Below are 23,756 nucleotides of genomic sequence, written 5' to 3'. Positions count from 1 at the left end.
TCGAAGAACGAACGCCCCGGAGGAGGACGCGCCGATGTTCGAGAGGATCTTCCGTCTCCGCGAAAACGAAACCTCGGTCCGCCGCGAAGCGATCGGCGGGGCGACCACCTTTTTCACCCTTTCCTACATCCTCTTCGTCCAGCCTTCCGTGCTCGCCTCCTGCGGTATGGATCACGGCGCGGTGGTGATCGCCACCTGCGTCGCCTCCGCCTTCGCGACGATCCTGATGGGGCTGTCGGCGAACCTGCCGATCGCTCTCGCCCCCGCCATGGGCCACAACTTCTTCTTCGCCTTCACCGTCTGCGGCGCCGCGGCGATCGGCGGCTACGGCTACCCCTGGACGGTCGGTCTCGGCGCGGTGTTCGTCTCCGGCGCCCTCTTTCTCATCCTCAGCCTCACCGGAGTCCGATCGGCGATCCTCAACGTCTTCCCCCCGAGCCTTCGCGTCGCCATCGCCGTCGGTATCGGCCTCCTGATCACGCTGGTCGGACTCGAATACGGCGGCATCGTCGTGGGGAAGCCGGGGACGTTGATCGGTCTCGGCGACCTGGGATCGCCGGCGGCGGAGGCGGCGTGGATCGGCGCGGCGGCGACCCTCATCCTGTTGGCGCTTCGCGTGCGCGGCGCCATGCTCCTCGGCATCGTCGCCGCGGTCCTCGTCGGGCTCCTCCGGGGGATCTTCCGCTTCGACGGTTTCGTCGGTTTCCCGCGCGTCGAGGAACCGGCTTTTCTGCGGCTCGACATTCTGGGCGTGTTCCGCGAACCGGGGTTTCTGACCGTGCTCTTCGTGCTCCTCTTCCTCGACCTGTTCGACACGATCGGCACCCTACTCGGTGTCGCCGAATCGGGCGGGCTCCTGCGTGACGGCCGGCTCCCCCGGGACAAGCAGGCGCTCCTCTCCGACGCGGCGGGGACCGTCGCCGGCGCCCTGCTCGGCACCTCCACGATCACCAGCTACATCGAGAGCGCCGCCGGGATCGCCGAGGGCGCCCGCACCGGCCTCGCGAGCCTTTTCACCGCGGCCCTCCTCCTCCTCTCCCTCGCCTTCTACCCGCTTCTTCGGGCGATCGGCGGCGGCATCGACGCGGGGGGGACGACGCTCTATCCATTCATCGCCCCCCCCCTCATCGTCGTCGGCGCGATCATGCTTCGGGCGGTGCGCGGTCTCGACTGGAGCGATCCGACCGAATACCTCCCCGCCTTCCTCCCGATGGTGATCATCCCCTTCAGTTTCTCCATCAGCGAAGGGATCGGCTTCGGCATCATCGCCTACTCGGCGCTCAAGATCGTCACCGGTCGGGCGCGGGAAGCGCACGCCGTCCTGCACCTGCTCGCGGCGCTCTTTCTGCTCCGCTACCTGTTTCTGCGTTAACCGGAAGAGGGGCGGCCGGAGTCGGGCGCGGCGGCTTCTCGCTCCGCCGCCCGCCGGCGCGCGGCGCGGAAGGCGATCCATCCCCCGACCCCGAAGCGGCAGACCACGGTCAGGCCGATCACCGAGAACCGGAGCAGCAGCACGAAGGTGCCGAAGGCGCCCTCCACCCCGATCTTCTTCAGGAAGAGCACGAAGAAGCTGTCCGAGACCCCGATCCCTCCCGGCGTGGGAGAGAAGAAGCCGGTCACGTTGAAGACCGCCATGGCGGCGACGAGGGTGATCGGCGAGAGGGAAACGCCGATGGAGCGGAAGAGGAGCCACCAGAAAAGCATGTCCACGGCGAGGGCGGTGAAGGTGATCACGAAGACCGGTGCGGCGGTGTGGGGGGCGAAGAGCTTGCGGAAGGTGCGCTGCAGGAATCGGATCTCGATGGCGATCCTCTCCTCCTGGGCGAGGATCCGCCGGACGATCTTGAAGCGGTTGTGCTTCTCCAGGCGACGGCCGAGACGCTCGGCGAGGCCCATCATCCAGGCGTTCCGCACCAGGAAGTACGAGAGCAACGCCATGAGGAAGATCAGCAGCAGCACCCAGGGGAGGAGGCCGGTGGAGGCCGTCCCATGGAGGAGTACGGTAAAAGCGACGATCGCGACGGTGAGAGTCGCCATCGCTTCGGTAAGCCGGTCGTATCCGGTGAAGGAGAAGAGCGATCCCTTGCCGGAGGGGGCGGTAAGGGCGGGGAGAAACTCGCCGATCCGCCCCGGCGTCAGCATGCCGAACAGTTTCAAATTAAAATAAAAAAGGGCGACCTCGGCGAAGGAGGTGCGGATCCGTCCCTTCTTATAGAAGAAGCGCCACTTGACCAACCGGACCAGCTGGGAGAGGAAAAAGGCGGCGACCGCCGGCGCCAGAAAGCGGAAGTCCACCGCCAGGAGCGCCTCGTAACTCCGGCGGAACCCGAGGCGGTACTCGAGATAGAAGAAGACCAGGAGGCCGAGACCGACGTTGAAGATGTAGCGTTTCTTCACGATCCGCCGTCCCGCCTGCGCGCCAGCACGTAGAGGAGCATGCCGAAGCGCCCCCCGAGGGCGCGCTCCGGCGACCATCGGAAGGGGAGCACGTTCACCCCCCCCGCTTCGAGAACGTCCAGGCCGGCGTGCAGCTCACGGAGCGGGCCGCCGCGGAAAGGGGTCTCATGGATCCCCGGCATCAGGAATGGGCGGACCACTCTCCAGGGAGAAAGGGCGTTCGGCACGAAGGTGGCGATCATCCCGCCCGGCGCGAGCGCGGCAACCAGGTTCGCCACGATCTTCCTCTGCGCCTGCGCAGGGAAATGCTCCAGAAGGCCGTCGCTGAAGATCAGGTCGAAACTCTCCCGCCGGCGCGCGGCGAAGCCCTCGTCCAGGAGATCCTCCCGCAGGTAAGCCTCGGCCTCGCCGCCGGTCGCCCGTCGCGCGATACGGAGCGCCTCCTCGGAGCGGTCCAGCGCGGTCACCCGGCACCCGCGGAAGAGGAATCGCCGGCAAAAGTGGCCGCAACCACAGCCGGCGTCGAGCACGCGCATCCCGGGGCGCAGGTACGGATCGAGGCGTTCCATGATCCGCCGCTTGGACCAGCTCTCCCGGGTGAAGCGTCCCCCCTCCGAGCGGGACCAGTAGGCGTTCCAGTCGCTTCGTCTCATCCGCCCTTTTCCCGCGTCGGCCCGCTCCGGCGCGCCACCACCGTCAGAGTTCGATCCGCCGGCCGCCCGCCTCGAGCGAGCGCTGCGCCGCGTGAAGAGTACGCACCACGCGATGGCCGTTCCAACCGTCGGTGAGCGGACGCCCACCCTCGCGGACGCACTCCAGGAAGTGGGCGCATTCCACGCGCAGCGGTTCCGTGGTCTGGATCCGCGGCGCCAAAATGTCCCCGGCGCGAAGCCGGACCTGATAGTCCTGGATTCCCCCGTCCTCGAAGAGGGTGCTCTCGAAACCGCGGTCGTACAGTTTCAGCTTCTGCTCGCTGTCCAGGTCGTCGTACACCGCCATCTGCCGCTCGCCCACCACCGTCGTCCGCCGCACCTTCGAAGGGTCGAGCCAACTCACGTGCACGTGGGCGACGCTCCCCGAGGGGAACTCGACGAAGAGGAACACCACATCCTCCACGTCGGGCTTGATAAAGGAGCGGCCGAGGGCGATCACTCCGGTCGGCTCCTCATCGAGCAGGTAGAAGAGGATCGACAGGTCGTGGGGGGCGAGGTTCCACATGGCGTTGATGCCGGGCCGGAAGATTCCCAGATTCACGCGTGTCGAATAGATGTAGCGGATCGCCCCGAACCCGTCCGTCCGGGTCAGTTCCTTCAACCGCCGCACCGCCGGGTTGTACTCGAAGGTGTGCCCCACCATGAGGACCAGGTGCTTCTCTTCGGCGAGCCGCGCCAACTCCTCCGATTGCTCGGGGCGCATGGCGAGGGGTTTCTCGACGAGCACGTGTTTCCCCGCTTCGAGGGCGCGCTTGGCCAGGGTGTAATGGGACTCCGCGTCGGTGATGATCGCCACGGCCTTCACCGACTCGTCTTGGAGGATCTCCTCCCCGTCGGCGACTCCCCGCACCGACGGATAGCGCCGGAGAACGCGGTTCCGCTTCTCCTCGTCCCTCTCCGCCACGAGGGCCAGGTCCGCCTCCGGAAGGTCCGCGAAGTTGCGGATGATGTTCGGTCCCCAGTATCCACAACCGATCACGCCGATTCGTATCATGCTTGACTCCTCGCGCGACCCGCGGCGCCGCCGCGGGGGCAGGTCCGGTCCTTTCCGCATGATAGCACGAAGGGGAGGGACGGCCCACCCTCCGCTCCGGTTGACTGTCGGCCCCGCCCGTGGGATTGTGGTGCCGGTCCGCGCCCGGGCGCGGGGGAGGTGAATCCGATGCGGCTCCGGTGGTTGTGGATCGCGCTCGTCCCCTTCGCGGCGATCCTGATTTACGGCACGCTGATCGAGCCGGCCCGTTTGGTGGTCCGCGAGGTGCGCGTCCCCTCCCCTCCGCTCGCCCGCTTCTTCGGCGGCGCCACGGTGGTCCACGTCAGCGATCTGCACACCCGCGGAATCGGGCGGCGGGAGAGGCTCCTCCTCGAGGCGCTGGAGAAGATCGACCCGGACTACGTGTTCGTCACCGGCGACTACGTGCACGCCAACCGTTCCCGGGAGCCGGCGCTCGAACTGCTCCGGCGCTTCCCCGGGCGTGCGGAGGTTTGGGGCGTCCTGGGAAACGTGGACTACGACGGGAGCCGCGAGTCCTGCCTGCTCTGCCACGTGGGCGGGCCCGGCGGACCGCTCCGCGGCCGCGAACCGATCCGCATGCTCCGCAACGAGGCGATCGATCTGGAGAGAGACGGACGGCGGCTTCGGCTGATCGGCCTGGACGAGATGGACACGCGGGCGCAAGGGGGAGACCCGGACCGCCTCTTGAGCGCGCCGGCCGACTCGATCCCGGTCGTGATCCTCGCCCACACCCCCTGGATGCTGGAGCGCGCCGCCGATTCCGGAGCGGATCTCTTCCTGGCCGGCGACACCCACGGGGGACAGATCGCCGCGCCGAAGGCGCTGCTCGAACGATTCCTGTCGGACAAGGATTGGCGTTACCGGCGAGGACGCTTCCGCGTCGGCGGCCTCTGGCTCCACGTCGACTCCGGCGTGGGCTGGAGCATCTTCCCCGTCCGCTTCGGCATGCCGCCGGAGATCACCGTGCTCCGCTTCACGGAGGAAGAGGAATGATCCGGCTCCGCGTCCGAATCGCCCTCTACGCCGCCGCCCTTCTCGCCGTCTTCGCCGCCGGATGCGGACTCTTCGAGACCCCTTCGGTCCGCGTGCTCTTCGACTTCGAGGACGATCGAGATCTGGATCGGGTCTGGTGGAGCTGCCACGACCTCTTCTCTCTCACGGCGGAACACGCCTCGTCGGGCGACCACGCGCTCCGCTGCGATCTCGGTATCGGCGATTATCCGGGCGTCCGCTTCCACGGCTTCGAGAAGAACTGGGAGGAGTACGATCGTCTCGCCTTCTCGATCTTCCAAAACGGCGCGGACACCCTCACCCTGGTGGTCCGGATCGACGACACCGAATCAGGCGAAGAGTTCTCCAACCGATACAACGGCCGCTTCCCGCTCCCGCCGGGCTCTACCGAGATCCGCGTTCCCCTGGAGGATGTCCGGCGTGCGCCGGAAGGTCGATTGATGGACCTCTCCCGCGTGGAGAAGTTGGTCGTCTTCCTCTTCCGCCCGGGCGATCCCCCCGTCCTCTGGCTCGATCACATCCGCCTGGAAAAGGAAAACCCGCCCCGAGGGGCGGGCTTTCCGCGTGAACGATCGAACGGATCGATCGACTAGTACATGTCGCCGTAGCCGCCGCCGCCCGGCGCGGCCGGAGCGGGCTTCTCCTTCTCGGGGATCTCGGTGACCAGCGCTTCGGTGGTCAGCATGAGACCGGCGATGGAAGCGGCGTTCTGCAGGGCGGAGCGGGCGACCTTGGTCGGGTCGATCACGCCCGCCTTCATCATGTCCTCGTATTTGTCGGCGGTCACGTTGTAACCCACGTACTTCTGCTCGTGGGCCACGCGCTCGACGACCAGCGAACCCTCGACGCCGGCGTTGGTGGCGAGCTGCCGGATCGGCTCGCGGAGGGAGCGACGGACAACGTCCACGCCCACCTTCTCGTCGCCGTCCAACTCGAGCTTGTCGAGGGCCTTGGAGGCGCGCAGGTAGGCCACGCCGCCGCCGGGGATGATACCCTCTTCCACCGCGGCGCGGGTCGCGTGCAGCGCGTCCTCGACGCGGGCCTTCTTCTCCTTCATCTCGATCTCGGTGGCCGCGCCCACGTTGATCACCGCCACGCCGCCGGCCAGCTTGGCGAGACGCTCCTGGAGCTTCTCCCTGTCGTAGTCGGAAGTGCTCTCGTCGATCTCGCGGCGGATCGTGGCGACCCGGCCCTGAATGTCGGTCTTCTTGCCGGCGCCCTCGACGATGGTGGTGTTCTCTTTGTCGACGTTGATCCGCTTGGCTTGCCCCAAATCGCCGGTGCTGACGTTCTCGAGCTTAATGCCGAGGTCCTCACTGATCAGCTTGCCGCCGGTGAGCACCGCGATGTCCTGCAGCATCGCCTTGCGGCGATCGCCGAAGCCGGGCGCCTTGACGGCGGCCACCTGCAACGTGCCGCGGATCTTGTTCACCACCAGGGTGGCCAGCGCCTCGCCCTCCAAGTCCTCGGCGATGATCAGCAGGGGACGACCGGTCTGGGCGACCTTCTCCAGGAGGGGAAGCATGTCCTTCAGGCCGGAGATCTTCTTCTCGTGGATCAGGATGTAGGCGTCCTGGAGCATGACCTCCATCGTGTCCGGATTGGTCACGAAGTAGGGGGAGAGGTAACCGCGGTCGAACTGCATCCCCTCCACCACTTCCAGGGTGGTCTCGATCGACTTGGCTTCCTCGACGGTGATGGTGCCGTCCTTGCCGACCTTCTCCATCGCGTCGCTGATGATCTTGCCGATCTCCTGGTCCGAGTTGGCGGAAATGCTGGCCACCTGCATGATCTCGATCGGATCGCGCACCTTCTTGGAGAGCTTGGTCAGCTCCTCGACGATCGTGCGCACCGCCGTGTCGATCCCCCGCTTGAGGGCCATCGGGTTGGCGCCGGCGGTGATGTTCTTCAACCCCTCGCGATAGATCGCCTCGGCGAGGATGGTCGCGGTGGTGGTCCCGTCGCCCGCCACGTCGCTCGTCTTGGACGCGACTTCGCGGACCATCTGGGCTCCCATGTCCTCATAGGGATCCTCGAGCTCGATCTCCTTGGCGACGGTCACGCCGTCCTTGGTGATGAGCGGCGAGCCGAATTTCTTGTCGAGGACCACGTTCCGGCCTTTCGGCCCGAGGGTGACCTTGACGGCTCTGGCGAGCTGCTCCACGCCCCTCAGAATGGAGCGACGGGCATCGTCCTGGAACTTCAACTGCTTCGCAGCCATATCGCACGCTTCCTTTCGTTTCGCTAGACGATGACGCCGTAGATGTCATCCTCGCGCAGAATCACATAACTCTCTTCTTCGAGTTTCACTTCCGTCCCGGCGTAGGAGGAAAAGAGGATGCGGTCGCCGATCTTGAGCTGGATCGGGACGCGCTTCCCGTCTTTGTCCTTGGAGCCGTCGCCCACGGCGACGACCTTTCCTTGGTTCGGCTTCTCTTTGGCCGTGTCGGGAATGATGATTCCCGCCTTGGTTTTGTCCTCGGCTTCCAGACGCTTGACAAGGATCCGATCATTCAGAGGTTTGATCTTCAACCCTCTCACTCCTTTCCACGGAGCCCGCTTCGCGGGCCCGGCGCTCCCCTCCGGGAGGTTGAACCTGTATGCGCGCCCGGAAGGGCGCGCGTTCGCTGAATTTCCAGGCCTTATTAGATTGCAAAATCGATACCGAAGAGGGCCCGGTGAAGTAACTGCTTATCAGCAGACAATCTACAAATTAGCACTCTCAGCCGGAGAGTGCAAGTGTTTTTTATTCTGCCTTATTGGCGCACACGAGACATGCCCATATTGACAGAAAAGCGCGGTTTTTTGCTCTTTCTCGACCGGAATGGGCCTGCCTCTTCGGCGGGGGCGGGAGTCGCGGGGAGGCGTGAGACGGATGGGAAAAGACGGATCCTCGTAACCAGATACCTTTTCCTCCGCTCCGCTCCGGAAAAGTGAATCCGGTTACGAGGGGATTTCGATGTCGATAGCGATCCCGATTAAAAAGCCCTTCGTGCTCTTCGTGGTGAGCCTCACGACTTGCGCGGCCCACTCCCGACCGTCCTTCGTTTCACCCCGAGAGCGCGACCCACGCGCCGCGGCTTCGCCGGCACGCCTCCGCCACCGCCACGGCGGCCCGTCCGTCGGCGAGAGGGATCGGCGGCGAGGATTCCCCCCGGCAGACCCGGAGAAAATCGTAAAGAGTGGGGACAAGAGTGCCCGGCACCTCGGGGAAGGGGAGGGGCGCGCAAGTTCGCCCGGCGACTCGATGGAGACGGTGCGGCGTACGGGAAGCGATCAGCAGCCCTCCCTCTCCGGCGATCCGGATCCTCTCGTCGCGCGAACCGCCCCAACGGGCCGTGTGAATCGCCGCGCGCGCTCCGCCCGCTGCGCGGAAGAGGGCCGTGTAACCGTCGTCGATCGGCGTGCCACGCATGAAATGGCGCTCGCACCACACCTCGCGGATCGGTCCGATGATTCGGGGGATCAGATCGAAATAGTGGACCCCGGAATCGAGAAGCACTCCGTCGTCGTTCAGGCGCTCCTGAAAGACACCATTCACGTGGGTCCGATCCTCGGTTTGCAGGTCGAAAAGCGCCTCCCGAACCGGGGCGATCGAGGGGAGCGCCTCCAGTAGGCCGGCGATCACCCCCTCGTAGCGGGAAGTCTGGGCGACCATCAGAGGGATGCCCGCCCGCCGGACCGCGGCCTCGATGCGGTCGCAGCCGTCCAGGTCTCTCGCGAGGGGTTTCTCCACCAGCACCGGTTTCCCGGCGCCGGCGGCGGCCTCCACCCCTTCCGGATGAAAGAGGGAGAGAGAGACGACCAGCACGGCGTCCACGGCCGGGTCCGCCGCGAGAGAGAGCGCGTCTTCGTGGTAGGCGACCCCCCACTCCCGGGCCTGCTCCGCGCCGAGGCGATGATCACGCCGGGTGATCGCCGCCAAGCTCCCTCCGGGGACGTCCCCTCCGAGAAGGTGCGAGGCGTAGCGCGCGCCGTGCCTCCCCACGCCGATCAAACCGAAACGGACGTCACTCACTCGCTCCCCCCTCTCCGCGCGACGCGGACCATGCCGTCCTCGGCGACGAGGATCCGCCCGCGGAACGCCGCGCCGCACTCGGCCGCCATGTCCGCCTCGTCGCACTCCGGATTCATATGGACAAGAACCATTTCCGCTACGCCCGCTTCTGCGGCGATCGCCGACGCCTCCTCCGGCGTCAGGTGACCCGTCTCCCTCCGGCCGTTGGGGAAGCTCGCCTCGATCACCAGAAGATCCGCGCCGCGGGCGAGGCGGATCAGATCGGCGGATCGTCCCGTGTCGCCGCTGTAGACGGCCCGCGCCCCTTCGCCGTCCTCCACGCCGTAGGCGAGGGCGGGAACGCCGTGGGGAACGGGAAGGTGCCTCACCGCGAGCTCCGGAAGCCGCGTCTCGCCGGCGCCGACCTCCCGGACCCGCCACTCCAGCCCCTGCGTCTCCAGGTAGGGCGCGTGCAGCGCGCGGAGCGTTTCCATGTAAGTCGCGAAACCGACGGGGCCGATCAGGTCGACGTACTTCGCGCCGCCGGAGGCGCGAATGGCCGAGCGCATGCGGAAGAGGAGAGGCGTCAGATCCGCCGTGTGATCCGGGTGGAGATGGGTAATGAAGACCGCGCCGATCTCCTCCGGCGCCGCGCCCGCCCGCGCGATTCCGTGGAAGGAGCCGGCGCCGCAATCGAAGAGGACCTTCGTTCCCCCCACCTCGACCATGTGCCCCGGCGAACCGCGCCGGGCGCTCGCGATGTGCGTGCCGCTCCCCAGGACGGTCCAGCGAATCATCGGTCCGACCCCCTCTCGTACTCGTAATAGGCCCGCGCCCGGGCGAGGCCGGTCTCGTTTCCCGCGTCGAAGCCGCGCCCGCGAAGCGGCACGCCTAGAACCCCCTCGCCGGCGACCATTCGTTGCAGGACCGGCACGTCGTCTCTCTCCGCGCCGGGCGGAAAAGCGGCGCGTCCCCATTCATCGAAAAAGGCGGGGGTCAGGATGGAGCGGCCGAACCAGCGGCGCGCCGGCGCGTTCGGGTTTTCCCCACGGAAGGGGCCGCTCCCCTTCGGGCCGAGACGGACGATCCGAAGCCACCCCTCTTCGGCTTTCGTCTCCACGGCGCCGCAGTTCCCGAAGCCGTTCCAATCCTCCGGCGGGACGTCGAGCAACCCGGCGACGGAGATCCGGCGGGCGCGAAAGGCGGGAAGCATCTCGCCGAGCGGGTCGCCGTCGTAGACGTTGTCCGGAAGGAGCAGGGCGAATGGGCCGGGTTCCATCCTGTCGCGGGCGATCCGGATCGCGTCGGCGAGCCCTGTGGGGTGCTCCTGCACGGCCGTCTCCACCGATCGTTCTCCGTCGCCGGCGCCCAGGGCGGCCAGTGCGGCGAGGTCGCGGAAACGTTCCCCCATGGCGGCCTTCTCCGGCGAGAGGACGAGAATCACCCTCTTCACGCCACCCAGAAACGCCTCGCGGACGGCGCGATCGATGAGAGGGATCCCGCCGACGGCGAGCAATTCCTTCGGCCCGTCGCCTCGGACACGCGCGAGACGTGTCCCCCGTCCCGCCGCCGGCAGGACCGCCTGTTCGACTTCGTCCATGATCGCTCCCCGAGGGCATTCGCCCGTCGCCCACTGTAATGGATCGCGCATCGCGGGGAGGACGACTTTTTCCAGACCATCGTTCTCCGCGGCTCTTCCCCTCCCTGCCCACCCCGCTCTTCATGGTAAAATGAATTCGGTTTCGTTTCGCCTTCCGGAGTGTTCTTCGTGGTGGAGGGAATCCGCTCCCATGCTCGACGGGAAGAAACTCCGCTTCCGATGCACGGCCTGCGGACGCTGCTGCCGCCGGCCCGGCTGGGTTTGCTTCACGGATGCCGACCTCCGCCGGGCCGCCCGCTTTGTCGGCGTTCCGGTGCACCGCTTCCGTGAGCGCCACATCGACGAGAAGAACGGCGAGGGGTTCTGGATCCGCGTGACCCGCCGCCGCCCCTGCCCCTTCTTCCGGGGAGGCGTCTGCACGATTCACGAAGCACGGCCGGAGCAGTGCCGTTCCTTCCCCTTCTGGCCGGAGATCCTGGCGAGCCGGGAGGCGTGGAACCGCCGGGCGCGCACCTGCCCGGGAATGGAACCGGTCTGATCGTTCAGGTTTGCAGGAATGTCCCCGGCCGCGCCGCCTCCTCGGCGGTCCGGCGAATCCCGCCGAGCATTCCGCGGAAGACGAAGCCGTGGAAGGGAAGAACGGAATACCAGTAGAGAAGCCCCGCCAAACCGCGGGGCAGATAGCGGGCGGTTTGGATCAGCCTGCTCCCGCCCGGATCGCCCGGGACCGGCTCGATACGGAAGGAGAGGAGCGCTTCGCCGGGGAGCTTCATCTCGGCGCGCAGTTCCAGGTAACGGTTCTCCTCCACGGCGGTCACGCGCCAGAAGTCGAGGGCGTCCCCGTAGCCGATCCTCTCCGGATCGCGGCGCCCGCGTCGGAGACCCGGACCGCCGGCGAGCCGGTCCATCCATCCGCGGATCCGCCAAAGCAGATCCGCCGCGTACCAACCGTTCCCCCCGCCGATCCGGCAGACCGCGTGGAAGACCGTTTCCGGAGGCGCTCCGATCACCGCTTCCCGCACGTCGTTCCGGACGTCGCCCCCGGACCAATCCGGATCGCCTGGCATGGGGCCCGCGTCGGTCCAACTCGTCTCGATCCGGCCGCTCCGGGTCGAGGCGACCGCTTCGCGGATCGCCTCGCGGATCGGAACCCGCCAGCGCGGGAGCAGACGTTCCGCCGCGTCGTCCCGGCAGACCACCCGGTTGCGGAGACCCTCGGCGAGGGGGCGGGCGATCCGGCCGCTGATCGGCGTGACCAGGTGGATCCAGAGGGAACTCAGCTTCGGGGTGAGCACCGGAACGGGGAGAACCGGCCGCCGCCTCAGTCCCAGTTCTTCGGCCATGATCCGCATGATCTCCAGATAGGAGAGGACCTCCGGCCCGCCGAGGTCGAGTGTGCGCCCCGACGTCTCCGGCGCGTCGAGGGCGAGAACCATCGCGTCCAGCGCCTCGGACACGGCGATCGGCTGGCTCTCGGTGGAGACCCAGCGCGGGGTGATCATCACCGGAAGCCTTTCCACGAGATAACGCAGGATCTCGAAGGAAGCGGATCCGGATCCGATGATCATCGCCGCGCGAAAGACGGTGACCGGTACGCAGGCGGACGCGAAGGCGCGCTCCACCTCCCGGCGGGAGCGGAGGTGAGGCGAGAGATCGGGGCCGGTTTCGCCGAGCCCGCCGAGGTAGAGAATGCGGCCGACGCCGGCGTCGCGCGCGGCCGAGGCGAAACGCTTCGCCAGTTCCTCGTCCCGGCGGGCGTAATCCGAGCCGGCGACCATCATGGAGTGGACCAGGTAGTAGGCCGCTCCGCACCCCTCCATCGCCCGGCGCAGGTTTTCCGGATCGCCGATGTCCGCTTCGACGATCTCCAATCCTTCCCGGCCGACCCAGGGGCGCGCGGCGAGCTTGGCGCGATTCCGAACGACGCAGCGCACGCGGAATCCGGCGTCGAGAAGGCGCGGCGCGAGGCGGCCGCCGATATAGCCTGTGGCGCCGGTCAACAGGATGGCGCGATCCGGCGCGTCGCTCACTCGATCGCTCATCGGGCGATTCTCCCGGGCGTCCCGCCGAACGCCCTCATCCGAAGAGGTAGACCATCCCTTCGGCGGAAACAAGGAAATGCGGAGGAAGGTGTGGTTCCGCGCGGGGGATTGAGGCATGCTGAAGGGGGGGACGATTCGAAATCGAAATCGTTTGATTCTTGTAACGACATGGGCCGGGATGGGAGCGACGCAAGGGAACAGCGTTCCGATTTCGATTGCGATTTCGATTTGGATTTCGATCAAGAACACGGCCGTATAGGAGGACACCCGACCATGATCGAACCCGCGCCCAATCCCCGCCGCGCCGAGGCGGAGGTGGATCCGCAGTTCACCGACCGCTGGTCCCCCCGTTCCTTCCGCCCCGATCCGATTCCGGAGGAGGCTGTCCGTTCCCTCTTCGAGGCGGCCCGCTGGGCCCCTTCATCCATGAACGAGCAACCCTGGCTCTTTCTCTACGCGGTTTCCGACGAGGAGCGCGCCCGCTTCCTGGAGCCTCTCGTCGAGGGGAACCGGATCTGGGCGAAACGCGCCCCTCTCCTTCTCTACGTGCTCGTGCGGCGCGCCTTCGAGAAGAACGGCAAACCGAACCGGACCGCCCCCTTCGACGCCGGATCCGCGTGGATGAGCCTCGCCCTGCAGGCGAGAAAAATGGGCCTCTACGCGCACGGCATGGCCGGATTCGACCGGCAGAAAGCCCATGAGGCGCTCGGCGCGCCGGAGGAGGAATACGAGGTGATCGCCGCCGTCGCCGTCGGGCGAAAGGGCGATCCCGCGGCGCTCCCGGAGAACCTGGCGAAGCGGGAGTCGCCGAGCGGCCGGAAGCCTCTCGCCGAGGTGGCGCGGCGCGGCGGACTCGACGGACAGGGGATCGGGGGGTGAACCGCTTCGAGCGAATCCCCAAGGCGGAGCTGCACGTCCACCTCGAGGGAGCGATTCCCCTCGACACGTTCTGGGAACTGATCGAAGAGCGGGGGGGCGATCCTTCCGTTCCGGACCGCGACTCCCTCCGAGAACGCTTCCGTTACCGCGATTTCCCCCACTTCCTGGAAACCTGGACCTGGAAAAACGGGTTTCTGCGGGACCACGCCGCCTTCGAGAGGATCGCCGAGGCGGTGGCGCGAAATCTTCACTCACAAAACATTCTTTACGCCGAGCTTCACTTCTCCCCTTCCGATTTTCACCGCTTCGGCCTCGAGACGGGCCGGATCGCCGAGGCGGTGCGCGCCGGCCTGAACCGGGCGCCCGAGACGGAGACGGCGCTCATCCTCGACCTGGTGAGGGACGGCGGGCCGGAGCGGGCTCTTCACCGCGTCGCGGAGGCGGCGGAGCTGAAGGACCTCGGCGTGATCGGCATCGGCCTGGGCGGCACCGAGGCGGAGCACCCGCCGGAACCCTTCGCGCCCGCCTTCGAGGAGGCGCGCCGCCGCGGCCTACGGACCACCGTTCACGCCGGCGAAGGGGCCGGGCCGGAGAGCGTCCGCGGCGCGCTGGAGGCGCTCCGTCCCGACCGGATCGGACACGCCGCCCGCGCCGCCGAGGACCCCGGCGTGCTCGATCTTCTGGCGCTGCGGAGGGTGCCGGTGGAGGCATGCCCCGGCTCCAATTTGCGGACCGGCGTGATCCCGCGCCTCGCGGCGCACCCGATTCGATTGTTCCTCGATCGCGGCGTTCCCGTCTCCGTCAACACCGACGACCCGGCCCTCTTCGGCAACAGCCTCGCCGGCGAGTTCGCCGCCCTCGAGGAGGAACCGGGCTTCCCCCTCGACCGGATCCATTCCTTGATCCTTAAAGGAATACGTTCCTCCTGGCTTCCCCGGGAACGAAAGAGAGAGATGGAAACGCGCTTCCGGGCCGATCCGGCCTGGTCCGCCTGATCGCCCCCCCGCGCGCCGCCCCCTGTTTTTTAACCGCAACCCTTGTACATCGGGACCGGGCGTGTTACTTCGAATAAGAGGCTGGCGGCGAGCGACGCCGCGGGCGGCGCATATTTATTCTCGAGGAGGGCGATTTGTCCGAGGCGAAAACAGGAGATCTCGTTCGCGTGCACTACACCGGGAAGCTGGAAGACGGCACGGTATTCGACAGTTCCGAGGGGGGAGAGCCCCTCGAGTTCACTCTCGGCGAGGGGCGGATCATCCCCGGCGTCGAGGAGGCGGTGATCGGCATGCGGGCGGGGGACGCCAAGACGGTTCATGTCACCCCCGAGAAGGGCTACGGCCCCCATGTCGAAGAGCTGCTCTTCCGGGTTTCCAAGGATCGGCTCCCCCGGGGGATGGATCCCGAGGTGGGACAGCGGTACGAACTGACCCAAGAGGGAGGCGCGAAGGCGCTGGTCACCGTCACCGAGGTCGACGGCGAGGATGTCGTTTTAGACGGAAACCATCCTTTGGCGGGGAAGACCATGGTCTTCGATCTGGAGATGGTGTCGATCGGCTGATCGGCGGCGGCGCGCGCGGAAGCACGCCGCACAAAACCGGGGGGCGTCGGCGTCCGGGGGATCGTCAGCCCAGATCGAGAGAGACTTCCACGAGCGAACTCTCCGGATCGACGCGTACGGCGAAACCGCGTTTACGGAAAAGAGCGATCATCCGGTCGTTGTCGGACGTGGTCTGCGCCACCATGCGGCGCATTCCCCAGCTTCGGGCGATCTCCAGGCAATGATCGGTGAGAAGCGCGCCGAGACCGCGGTTCTGCCAGGCGTCGGTGACGAGAATCGCGTACTCCACCGTCTCGCCGTCCGGGTCGGCGATGAGCCGCCCCACCCCCGCCAGGCGGCGCCCCCCCTCCTCCTCCATCTCCGCCACGATGGCGACCTCCCGCGCGTAATCGATGAAGCAGTAACGAACCGCCACGTCGTGGCTCTTCCAATGAAAGGCGTAGCGGAAACGGGCGTAGATCGATTCCTGCGAGCAGCTTCCCAGCATCTCCATCCAGAGGGGCTCGTCCTCCGGCTTGATCGGGCGCAGGGTCGTCTCGGCGCCCTCGGGAAGGCGCGCGGTCCGCACGTACTCCTCCGGATAAGGACGGAGCGCCAGATGGCGGTACTCCCGGTCGGGCGGAGCGGCGGCGGCGCCGAGGATCACACGCGCGTCCAGCGCGACGGCGTCCTCCGGCGTCACCAGAAGGGGGTTCACGTCCAGCTCGGAGATCTCGGGGAAATCGGCGGCGAGATAGGAAAGCCGAAGCATCACCTCGATCAGGCGATCCGTGTTCGCCTTCGGCCGGCCGCGGTACCCGTTCAGAAGGGGCCACGCCTTCAGCTTCTCCAGCATGCGCCGGGCGAGGCGCTCCGTGAGCGGGGGGAAGCCGAGGGCGCGGTCCGCGAAGAGTTCGGCGCTCACGCCGCCGAGACCGGCCAGGATCACCGACCCGAAGACGGGGTCACGCTTGAGACCTAAAATCATCTCCACGCCGTCGCCGCGCTCGAACATCCTCTGCACGGTCACGCCTTCGATGCGCGCGTCGGGGCGCTTCTCGCGGGCGTTCCGCACGAGGCGGTCGAACGCGCCGCGCAGGTCCTCCTCGTTCCGGAGGCCGAGCGCCACCCCTCCCACGTCGGTCTTGTGGGTGATGTCCGGCGAGAGGATCTTGAGCACCACCGGATAGCCGATCCGCGCCGCCGTCGCCGCCGCCTCGTCCGGGTCCGCCGCGTTCTCCGGCGCCGAAACGGGGATGCCGTAGGCGTCGAGAAGCGTCTTCGAGGCGGTTTCGCCGAGGGTCTCACCGCCGCGCAAAAGCGATTCGAAGCGCTCCCGGATCCGCGCCCGGTCGACGGTGAAGGTGACCGGAATCGCCCGCGGCGTCTCGTAGAGGATCTCGAGGTTACGGGCGTAGCCGACCAGGGTCATGAAGGCGCGCACCGCCTGCTCCGGCGTGGAGTAGGTGGCGACCCCCGCGCGGTTCAGAATATCGATCCCCTCGGTCATGGAGGCGCCGCCGAGCCAGGCGGCGAGGATCGGCTTGCGGCTCTCGGCGCTCAGTTCCGCCGTCGCCCGGGCGGTGCGTACCGGATCGGTCATCGCCTGGGGCGTGAGGATGACGAGCGCCGCGTCGACGCCCGGATCGGCGAGCACGATTTCGAGCGCCTTCTTGTAGCGCTTGGAGCGGGCGTCGCCGAGGACGTCCACCGGATTCCGGCGGGACCACATCGGCGGAAGGGCGCGGTTGAGCTTCTCCATCGTCTCGCCGGCGAGACCGGCGAGGCGGCCGTCCAGGGCGAGGAGGGCGTCCGTCGCCATCACGCCGGGACCGCCGGCGTTGGTGACGATCGCGAGCCGCGGCCCCGCGGGGACCTTGTGCTTCCCCACGAGTTCCGCCACGTCGAAGATCTCCCCGATCTCGAAGACACGGGCGACGCCGGCGCGCTCGAAGGCGGCGTCGTACACGCTGTCCTCGGCGGCGAGTGCGCCGGTGTGGGAAGCGGCCGCCGCCGCCGACTCGGGGAAGCGCCCCGCCTTGTACGCCACGATCGGCTTGGTGCGGGCGAAGGCGCGCGCGGCGGTCATGAAACGGCGCGCGTCCTTGATCGATTCGATGTAAAGGATGATCGACTCGGTCTTCTCGTCCTCGCCGAAGTAATCGATCAGGTCGCCGAACTCCACGTCCAGCATGTTCCCGACGGAGACGAAATAGGAGAAACCGATGTTCTCGCGGATCGCCCAGTCGAGCACGCTGGTGCAGAGCGCGCCCGACTGCGAGACGAAGGCGACCTTCCCCTCCTTGGGCATCCCCTTGGCGAAGGTGGCGTTCAGGGAGAGTTCGGGAACGATGATGCCGAGGCAGTTCGGCCCGATCATCCGCATCTCGGGGAAGGCGGCGGCGGCGAGACGCAGTTCCTCCTCGAGCGCCTTCCCCTCCGGGCCCGCCTCGCCGAAACCGGCGGAGAGGACGATGACGCCGCGAACGCCGCGTTCGCCCGCGCGGCGCACCCACTCCGGCGCCTGCTCCGCCGGCGCGGCGATGAGGGCGAGGTCCGGCGTTTTGGGGAGGGCGTCGAGATCGGGATAGCAGGGGATCCCCTGGACCGCCTCGGCGCCGGCGCTGACCGGATAGACCACGCCGCGGAAGCCGGTCCCCACCAGGTTGCGGAGCACCGTCCCCCCCACGCTCATCGGGTTCTCGGTAACGCCCACCACGGCGATCCGCTTGGGGCGGAAGATCGGGTCGAGCTTGTGCACGTTCAAGGCGGAATCCTCCCGGCCGGTTCGGTTCGTCGTCGCCTCCCGATCCGGGGTCGGGGCGAAACGCGGCGCGGGGCCGAGTATAGCACCGCGAACGGGCGCCTCCAACCGCCCCCGGGGGGGACAACGCCGGGCGGAACGCGTACACTGGCGGGAACGTGCGGGCACGGGGAGAAGAGGATGGAGATCCGCGGAAACGAGATCGAACGGATGGGCGGCGCGGAGTGGGTCGTCGCGAACGGGACCGGCGGCTTCGCGCTGGGGACCGTGTCGGGTGAACGGATGCGCGGCTACCACGGGCTTCTCATCGCCGCGCTCCGTCCCCCTCTCGGAAGAATGATGCTCGTCCCCGGCGTGCGCGAGACGGTCGTCGCGGGGGGCGCGCAGTTCCCTTTATACACCAATCGATACGGCGACGGCCGATCGGAGCCGGGCGGTAACCGGCGGATCGAGCGTTTCCGCATGGAAGAAGGGCTGCCGGTTTGGACCTTCCGCGCCGGCGGCGCGCTCGTCGAGAAGAGGATCGGGCTCGTGAGGGACGCCGCGGCGGCTTTCGTCCGATGGACGCTGATCGAGGGGGACGGGATCGACCTGGAGATCCGCGTCCTCGTCGCTCACAGGGGCTATCACGACGTTTCGAGCGGGACGGAGCGGGCGCCGCGCATGGAGACCGGGCCGGACCGTCTGCTCGTCACTTTCGACGACGCCGCGCCCCCCCTCGCGATCCTCGCCCCCCGCGCGTCGTCGGTGGAGGACAATGTGGAGTGGGAGCGGGACCTCCACCTCGCCGTCGAGGAGTACCGTGGCCTCCCCTGCCGGGAGGACATCCCCTCGGTCGGACCGATCCGTTTCCGCATAGAGAGAGGGGGGCGCGCCGATCTGATTCTGAGCGCGGAGGAGCGAGTCGACGCGGACGTGGACGGGGCGATTCGAGCGATCCGCGACCACGACCGCGATCTCATGGAACGGGGGGCGTCCCTGATCGTTTCGGCCGGCGAGCGCGCGGAAGAGATCCGCGCGCTTCTCCGCGCCGCCGATTCCTTTCTCGCGAGGCGTCCGACGCCGGACGATCCCGACGGGAAGACGGTGATCGCCGGATATCCCTGGTTCACCGACTGGGGACGGGACACCATGATCGCCCTCCCCGGCCTCGCCCTCGCGACGGGCCGCCCGGAGATCGCCGCGTCGATCCTCCGCGTCTTCGCCCGCCACGTGGATGCCGGGATGATCCCCAATCGTTTTCCCGACAAGGGGGAGAGGCCGGAGTACAACACCATCGACGCGACTCTCTGGTTTTTCGAGGCGGCGCGGGCCTATGTCGAGGCGACCGGCGACGACGCGCTCCTCGCGGAACTCTTTCCGGTGCTCGGGGAAATCGTGGACAGGCATGTCTATGGAACGCGCCACGGGATCGGCGTGGATCACGCCGACGGGCTCCTCGCGGGAGGCGAGCCGGGTGTGCAGCTCACCTGGATGGACGCCAAGGCGGGGGATTGGGTGGTGACGCCGCGGATCGGGAAACCGGTGGAGATCAACGCGCTCTGGGTGAACGCGCTCCGTTCGATGGAGGGGTTCGCGGAGAGGCTGGGCGGCGACGGCGAGGGATTCGCGCGTCTCGCGGAGGAGGCGGAGCGCTCTTTCGAAAAGTTTTGGAATGAAGAGACCGGATGCCTCTTCGACTTGATCGACGGGCCGGAGGGGAACGATCCGTCGGTCCGGCCGAATCAGATCTTCGCGGCGTCTCTCCGCTATTCGCCTCTATCGCCGGATTGGAGGCGCGCGGTGGTGGACGCGGTGGAGCGCGACCTCCTCACGCCGTACGGGCTCCGTTCCCTCGCGCCGGATCACCCGGAGTATCGGCCGCGCTACGGCGGGGACCGGGTCGCGCGGGACGGCGCGTACCATCAGGGGACGGTCTGGTCCTGGCTCATCGGTCCCTTCGTGGAGGCGCACCTGAAGGCTCACGGCGACAAGAAGAAAGCGCGGGCGTTCCTCGATCCATTGCTGGATTACGTCGGCGGGCGCGGGCTCGGAACGGTGGCGGAGATCTTCGACGGCGACCCTCCCCACGAACCGCGTGGCTGCCCGGCGCAGGCGTGGAGCGTGGCGGAGGTGCTCCGGGCGTGGATGCTGACTAGGTGAGTTACTGCCGGTCGGTATCGCTATCGGGATCGAAATCGCAATCGATTGGGATTCGTGTACGTAAACTCCGTACACGGCCGGGTCCTGTCGGCCATCCGCCCTCGAAAGGCGCCTGCCATTCGCGCCTTCGCACTCGGTGGCGGCGCCCTTCGCGGGCACCCGTGGCCGCCACCCGGCCGCGCCTACGGTTTTCCTGTCGTGTGATCGGTTGTCGTCACCAATCTGCAGGAATCCCACCGTCGCCTCCCGAGCGATGCTCGGAAGGCTCCGGCGGGTGCCCGGCGGGTCGAGACGGCCCCGAGAGGGAGACCGGCGGCGAAGGGGGAGAACTCGGTCCCTGATACTCTTTTCGCGAGCGAAACGAGCGCAAAGGTATCTGGTACCGAGGGCCCGAACGGCCTAGGTATCTGGTTAGCGGCCCTACTCCGGCGGGTCGTAGAGGAGTTCGCCGTCGGGGTCGTTGATCCGCATGGAGAATCCCCACCCGGCGATCCCCTGGGTCACCTTCACCAGAATCGCGTTCCACCCTTCTTTCAGATGGATCACGAAGCGGTCGTGGTCGTCCTCCCATCCGCGGAGCACCTGATGCCGGAAGACCTCCTCGCCATTCGCCCAGACGATCACCCCGTCGTCGGAGCCGAGGGAGACGAGGGCGTCCCTCTCGCGGGGACTTTTCACGCGGGTAAGGGCGTAGGCGAGGCAGTGCACGCCGGGACCGACGGAAGAGCGAAGGTCGACATAGCCGTTCCCCGCGGCGCGGACCGTCGACCAACGGATGGGGCTCCCGTCTGCGGCGGCGTAGACGTCATCGGTGCGGATCATCCCGAGGAGGTAGTCCTCCTCCGGCGGGTAGGCGTGATCGAAACGCGAATCGGCGACATTGGCGAAGGGTCCGACCACCAGCCAGCGGTCCGCGTACCCGCCGATCGGGCGGATCAGAATGCCGTGGATGAGGGCGAGGAGGGGGAGTTTGCCCGCGGTTTCTGGTTCCCCCCACTCCTTGTATTCGGCACTCTCCTTGTATGCGCGCGCATGTGAATCGATGGGAATCCGATAGGGCTCCCAATCTCCTTTCGGAGGTTCGACCTGGAGTCGGAGCGCCTCACCGAGTCCTGTCAAAGGTGTTCGCGCCGGCGGCGAGATGAACACCGGCTCGAGTAAATCGGACGCGCAGGAGGTCGGCGGGAGGATCTCCGTCTTTCCGAACCAAGACCGCAGGACACCCAACTCGGGTGCTCGGGTGTAAACAAGAGATACATCGTAGGCGTCAGATGGATATCCCGCATCGACACCTAATGACCAATGCGAGATGGGAATCGTACAGAAGAAGTCTACGGCGGACTCCCACGGGGACTTTTCGCAGAAGCCATGAAAGACCGGGTGGAGAGTCCGCCCATTCCAACCAGGAAAAAACTCTCCGAAATCATGGTCCGGAAGATTCAGTTGCACCGGCGGCCAAGGAAAGTCGTCCGCATATCCCGATTCACATCTATGAGGCGGCGCATCTAAGAACATCCGATAGCGTCTGTCCGTTCCGGGGAAACCTTTTACCCCGATCCCCCCGACACCAATCAGATAGCGCGGCTGCACGATCATCCTGTCGATCCATTGTTTATTATCGAATAAGAACCGTTCCTTCGCGACTTGTTTGGCCATGTAGGCCCCCCACATTTCTACCCTCTCCCGGTGGAGAGCCTTTGCGTAAGCAAGCGCGATGGATGCATAGACCGGCCTGTTCTTGATTTCGATCGGTCCCTTCCCGCTCTCCCACTCCCCCACCTCGAAGTCGAAGGAGAGGGAATCGCGGAAGTCGATCCTGTCGGCGAGGTGGAGGCGGAAGGCGGAGAAGCGGGGGGCGCCCTCCTCGCTCCGGAAGGTGACGCCGTGGAAGGGGAAGCTCTTTTCGCCGCGCGCGAAATACCACCCGGAGTTGAAGTAGTCCTCCGTGCCTGTACCGCGGAGAGCGTTCACCGAGTCGCCGTCCACGACGATCCGTTCATCCCCCTCGAGGCAGGAGGCGTCCCGTACGCCCCGGGCGCTCAGGATAGTGCCGATGTAACACCCTTGCCCGACGTCGTCCGCCACGGGATGGTTCTTTTCTCGAATGATCTCATCCGAAAAGGCCGCGCGAAAACGCATCCGCCGATCCGCCTCCTCCTCCGAGAGGGGACGGACGAGCATCTTGTAGCGGCAGCTCCCTCCTTTTCGGGCCGGGAGCAAGAAGAGACGGGCGGTGCGGAAAGGCATGGGAAAACGGAGAACGCCGGTCGTCCCGGAGGAGAGGATGCCGGCGGAGCGCATCGACACCGGCTCGAAGGCGCTGCCGAAGAGATCGGCGAGTGGGACGTTCACCGGGACCGGACCCTCGAAGTCCGTGTATCCCTCAGGGGTTGTCCCCTCGTCCGGTTTGCGGTCCCACTGGGCGACGAGACGGACCTTCCTCCAGTCGTCGCCCTCCCCATCATAGGAGACGCGTAGTTCCACGATCTCCCCAGGCTCATCGGATCGGAAGATACAGCTCTGCGTGATGGCCTGTTTCCCTCGGCCCGCCATCTCCACCGTCCCCTCCACCAGACGGTCGCCAGGTCGGCGTTCCACCGTCCAAGGCATCTCCATGTCGATCTCGCGCGGAAGGCGGGCGAGCTTCTCGATCGCCTTGGTGAGCGCCCGCCGGTCCTCCTCCGGATAGGGGAGGCGGAAGGAACGGACCGCCGTCCCCTCGGGATAGCGGTGCGCCTGGATCTGGTAAAAGCGGATCCCATCGACGGTGGTGATGCGAATGCTCTTCTCGAAGGGGATAGGGATGTAGGAGAAGTTCACCCCGCCGTTCTCCTTCGCGCCGCCGACGAAGGGATCGAGGAAGGGGGGAACGCGTCCGGAGAAGAGCGCCTCCAGAGGCGCGTCCAGGACCGGCTCGCGCGCGCCGTCGATGTATACCCGGAGGCGGGTCTCCCGGCCGGGCCAGGTCATCCATATACGGGTGACGCACCCGGGTCCGTCCATCTCGGCGAGAACGTGTTCCCCCTTCTCGTCGATCCTGAGGCGGGAGTAGAGACCGCTGAAACCGTCGTCGTTCCCGCCGGTCCGGTCGGTGCTGGAGAAGAGGACGCTTTTCGAGTCGGAGAACTCCGGGAGACGGGAGAGATCGGCGTCCAGGAACGCCCAGACGTCCGCCTCCTCTCCCGCCGCCACGCCGGCGCCGATAAAAAGGGCGAGAAGCGCCGCCGCGAATGCCCGTCCGATGAAATCCTTCATGCCCCGACCATACCGCGATCCCGACGCACGCGCGAGGGGAAAGAAACCCGTGCGGAAACGCGGAAAACGCATAGATCGTTACCGGATATCACGGTAGTGGATCCCCCCTTCCCCCGCTCATTCATTCCATACATACCCCCGTACTCGAATCGGGATCGAGATCGAGAATCCCTTCCACCCCCGATCTCCCTTCGGGGCACGATGTGGGGAGAAAGGACGGACGGGTAATCCCTCTCGGAGTCCGTCCGAGGAGGAGGCGGAGAGTATGGCGGGAGAGGGTTCGGGTGAGGGTGCCTTTCCTTCCCCCACCGGTCTCCCTTCGGGGCACGGTCCGGATGCTTTGCATCCTCCCTCTTCTCGCTCGCCGACCCACCTCCGCCCGCCCCGATAAGCTCGACAGATTC

General features: G+C 67.0%; 19 protein-coding genes. 8 read left to right on the top strand and 11 right to left on the bottom strand.

Annotation, left to right across the window (positions count from 1 at the left end; genetic code table 11):
* Positions 1-34: 34 nt before the first annotated feature.
* Positions 35-1,372 carry an NCS2 family permease gene (locus JW958_03160; protein ID MBN1825239.1) on the top strand — a complete coding sequence of 446 codons (1,338 nt, stop codon included), beginning with the start codon at positions 35-37 and terminating at the stop codon, positions 1,370-1,372.
* Here the strand turns inward: JW958_03160 and JW958_03155 are convergent.
* From JW958_03155 to JW958_03145, 3 genes are read right to left on the bottom strand one after another with little or no spacing between them, the layout of a single operon-like run.
* Positions 1,369-2,397: a flippase-like domain-containing protein gene (locus JW958_03155; protein ID MBN1825238.1), complete on the bottom strand. Its 1,029-nt coding sequence runs from the start codon at positions 2,395-2,397 to the stop codon at positions 1,369-1,371. The two genes, JW958_03160 and JW958_03155, sit on opposite strands and share 4 nt — an antisense overlap.
* A complete protein-coding gene (locus tag JW958_03150; GenBank protein MBN1825237.1) occupies positions 2,394-3,050 on the bottom strand; it encodes a class I SAM-dependent methyltransferase in 657 nt (218 codons plus the stop codon). Before JW958_03150 ends, JW958_03155 begins: the two co-directional genes overlap by 4 nt.
* A gap of 43 nt (positions 3,051-3,093) precedes the next feature.
* Entirely contained in the window at positions 3,094-4,104 is a 1,011-nt protein-coding gene (locus JW958_03145) for a Gfo/Idh/MocA family oxidoreductase (GenBank protein ID MBN1825236.1), read from the bottom strand.
* Positions 4,105-4,272: 168 nt separating this feature from the next.
* On the opposite strand from JW958_03145, the gene JW958_03140 reads away from it, so the two are divergent.
* Together JW958_03140 and JW958_03135 are read left to right on the top strand one after the other, a co-directional pair.
* On the top strand, positions 4,273-5,118 hold the full coding sequence (locus JW958_03140; GenBank protein MBN1825235.1) for a metallophosphoesterase: 846 nt from the start codon (positions 4,273-4,275) through the stop codon (positions 5,116-5,118).
* A complete protein-coding gene (locus tag JW958_03135) occupies positions 5,115-5,729 on the top strand; it encodes a hypothetical protein (protein ID MBN1825234.1) in 615 nt (204 codons plus the stop codon). The genes JW958_03140 and JW958_03135 overlap by 4 nt, the downstream gene beginning before the upstream one ends.
* Here the strand turns inward: JW958_03135 and groL are convergent.
* From groL to JW958_03110, 5 genes are all read right to left on the bottom strand, one after another.
* Positions 5,726-7,357 (bottom strand): chaperonin GroEL, encoded by a 1,632-nt coding sequence (groL, locus tag JW958_03130; protein ID MBN1825233.1) that lies wholly within the window; start codon positions 7,355-7,357, stop codon positions 5,726-5,728. The genes JW958_03135 and groL overlap by 4 nt on opposite strands.
* Before the next feature lie 23 nt (positions 7,358-7,380).
* Positions 7,381-7,668, bottom strand: a complete 288-nt coding sequence (gene groES / locus JW958_03125) for a co-chaperone GroES (protein ID MBN1825232.1) — start codon at positions 7,666-7,668, stop codon at positions 7,381-7,383.
* Positions 7,669-8,185: 517 nt separating this feature from the next.
* Positions 8,186-9,154, bottom strand: a complete 969-nt coding sequence (locus tag JW958_03120) for a Gfo/Idh/MocA family oxidoreductase (protein ID MBN1825231.1) — start codon at positions 9,152-9,154, stop codon at positions 8,186-8,188.
* Positions 9,151-9,930 (bottom strand): ribonuclease Z, encoded by a 780-nt coding sequence (locus tag JW958_03115; GenBank protein MBN1825230.1) that lies wholly within the window; start codon positions 9,928-9,930, stop codon positions 9,151-9,153. Before JW958_03115 ends, JW958_03120 begins: the two co-directional genes overlap by 4 nt.
* Positions 9,927-10,733 carry an NTP transferase domain-containing protein gene (locus JW958_03110; protein MBN1825229.1) on the bottom strand — a complete coding sequence of 269 codons (807 nt, stop codon included), beginning with the start codon at positions 10,731-10,733 and terminating at the stop codon, positions 9,927-9,929. Before JW958_03110 ends, JW958_03115 begins: the two co-directional genes overlap by 4 nt.
* Before the next feature lie 190 nt (positions 10,734-10,923).
* Here JW958_03110 and JW958_03105 point away from each other — a divergent pair, with 190 nt between their 5' ends.
* Positions 10,924-11,271 (top strand): YkgJ family cysteine cluster protein, encoded by a 348-nt coding sequence (locus JW958_03105; protein MBN1825228.1) that lies wholly within the window; start codon positions 10,924-10,926, stop codon positions 11,269-11,271.
* Positions 11,272-11,275: 4 nt separating this feature from the next.
* Here JW958_03105 and JW958_03100 read toward each other — a convergent pair whose 3' ends face one another.
* Entirely contained in the window at positions 11,276-12,775 is a 1,500-nt protein-coding gene (locus tag JW958_03100) for an SDR family oxidoreductase (protein ID MBN1825227.1), read from the bottom strand.
* Positions 12,776-13,048: 273 nt separating this feature from the next.
* On the opposite strand from JW958_03100, the gene JW958_03095 reads away from it, so the two are divergent.
* The 3 genes from JW958_03095 (at position 13,049) to JW958_03085 (ending at position 15,212) form a co-directional block, all read left to right on the top strand.
* On the top strand, positions 13,049-13,654 hold the full coding sequence (locus JW958_03095; protein MBN1825226.1) for a nitroreductase family protein: 606 nt from the start codon (positions 13,049-13,051) through the stop codon (positions 13,652-13,654).
* Positions 13,651-14,649 (top strand): adenosine deaminase, encoded by a 999-nt coding sequence (gene add, locus JW958_03090; GenBank protein ID MBN1825225.1) that lies wholly within the window; start codon positions 13,651-13,653, stop codon positions 14,647-14,649. Before JW958_03095 ends, add begins: the two co-directional genes overlap by 4 nt.
* Before the next feature lie 134 nt (positions 14,650-14,783).
* Positions 14,784-15,212: a peptidylprolyl isomerase gene (locus tag JW958_03085; protein MBN1825224.1), complete on the top strand. Its 429-nt coding sequence runs from the start codon at positions 14,784-14,786 to the stop codon at positions 15,210-15,212.
* A 64-nt stretch (positions 15,213-15,276) separates the two neighbouring features.
* On the opposite strand, the gene JW958_03080 is transcribed toward JW958_03085, so the two are convergent.
* A complete protein-coding gene (locus JW958_03080; GenBank protein MBN1825223.1) occupies positions 15,277-17,958 on the bottom strand; it encodes a bifunctional acetate--CoA ligase family protein/GNAT family N-acetyltransferase in 2,682 nt (893 codons plus the stop codon).
* 177 nt (positions 17,959-18,135) lie between these two features.
* Between JW958_03080 and JW958_03075 the strand changes: the two genes are divergently transcribed.
* Positions 18,136-20,097 carry a glycogen debranching enzyme family protein gene (locus JW958_03075; protein ID MBN1825222.1) on the top strand — a complete coding sequence of 654 codons (1,962 nt, stop codon included), beginning with the start codon at positions 18,136-18,138 and terminating at the stop codon, positions 20,095-20,097.
* Positions 20,098-20,517: 420 nt separating this feature from the next.
* On the opposite strand, the gene JW958_03070 is transcribed toward JW958_03075, so the two are convergent.
* Positions 20,518-23,352 carry a DUF2961 domain-containing protein gene (locus JW958_03070; protein MBN1825221.1) on the bottom strand — a complete coding sequence of 945 codons (2,835 nt, stop codon included), beginning with the start codon at positions 23,350-23,352 and terminating at the stop codon, positions 20,518-20,520.
* Positions 23,353-23,756: the final 404 nt, after the last annotated feature.

It is taken from the genome of Candidatus Eisenbacteria bacterium (assembly GCA_016930695.1).
Taxonomy (GTDB): domain Bacteria; phylum Orphanbacterota; class Orphanbacteria; order Orphanbacterales; family Orphanbacteraceae; genus JAFGGD01.
Note: the sequence above shows the minus strand (reverse complement) of the source record. Positions and strands in the feature narration are given on the sequence as shown.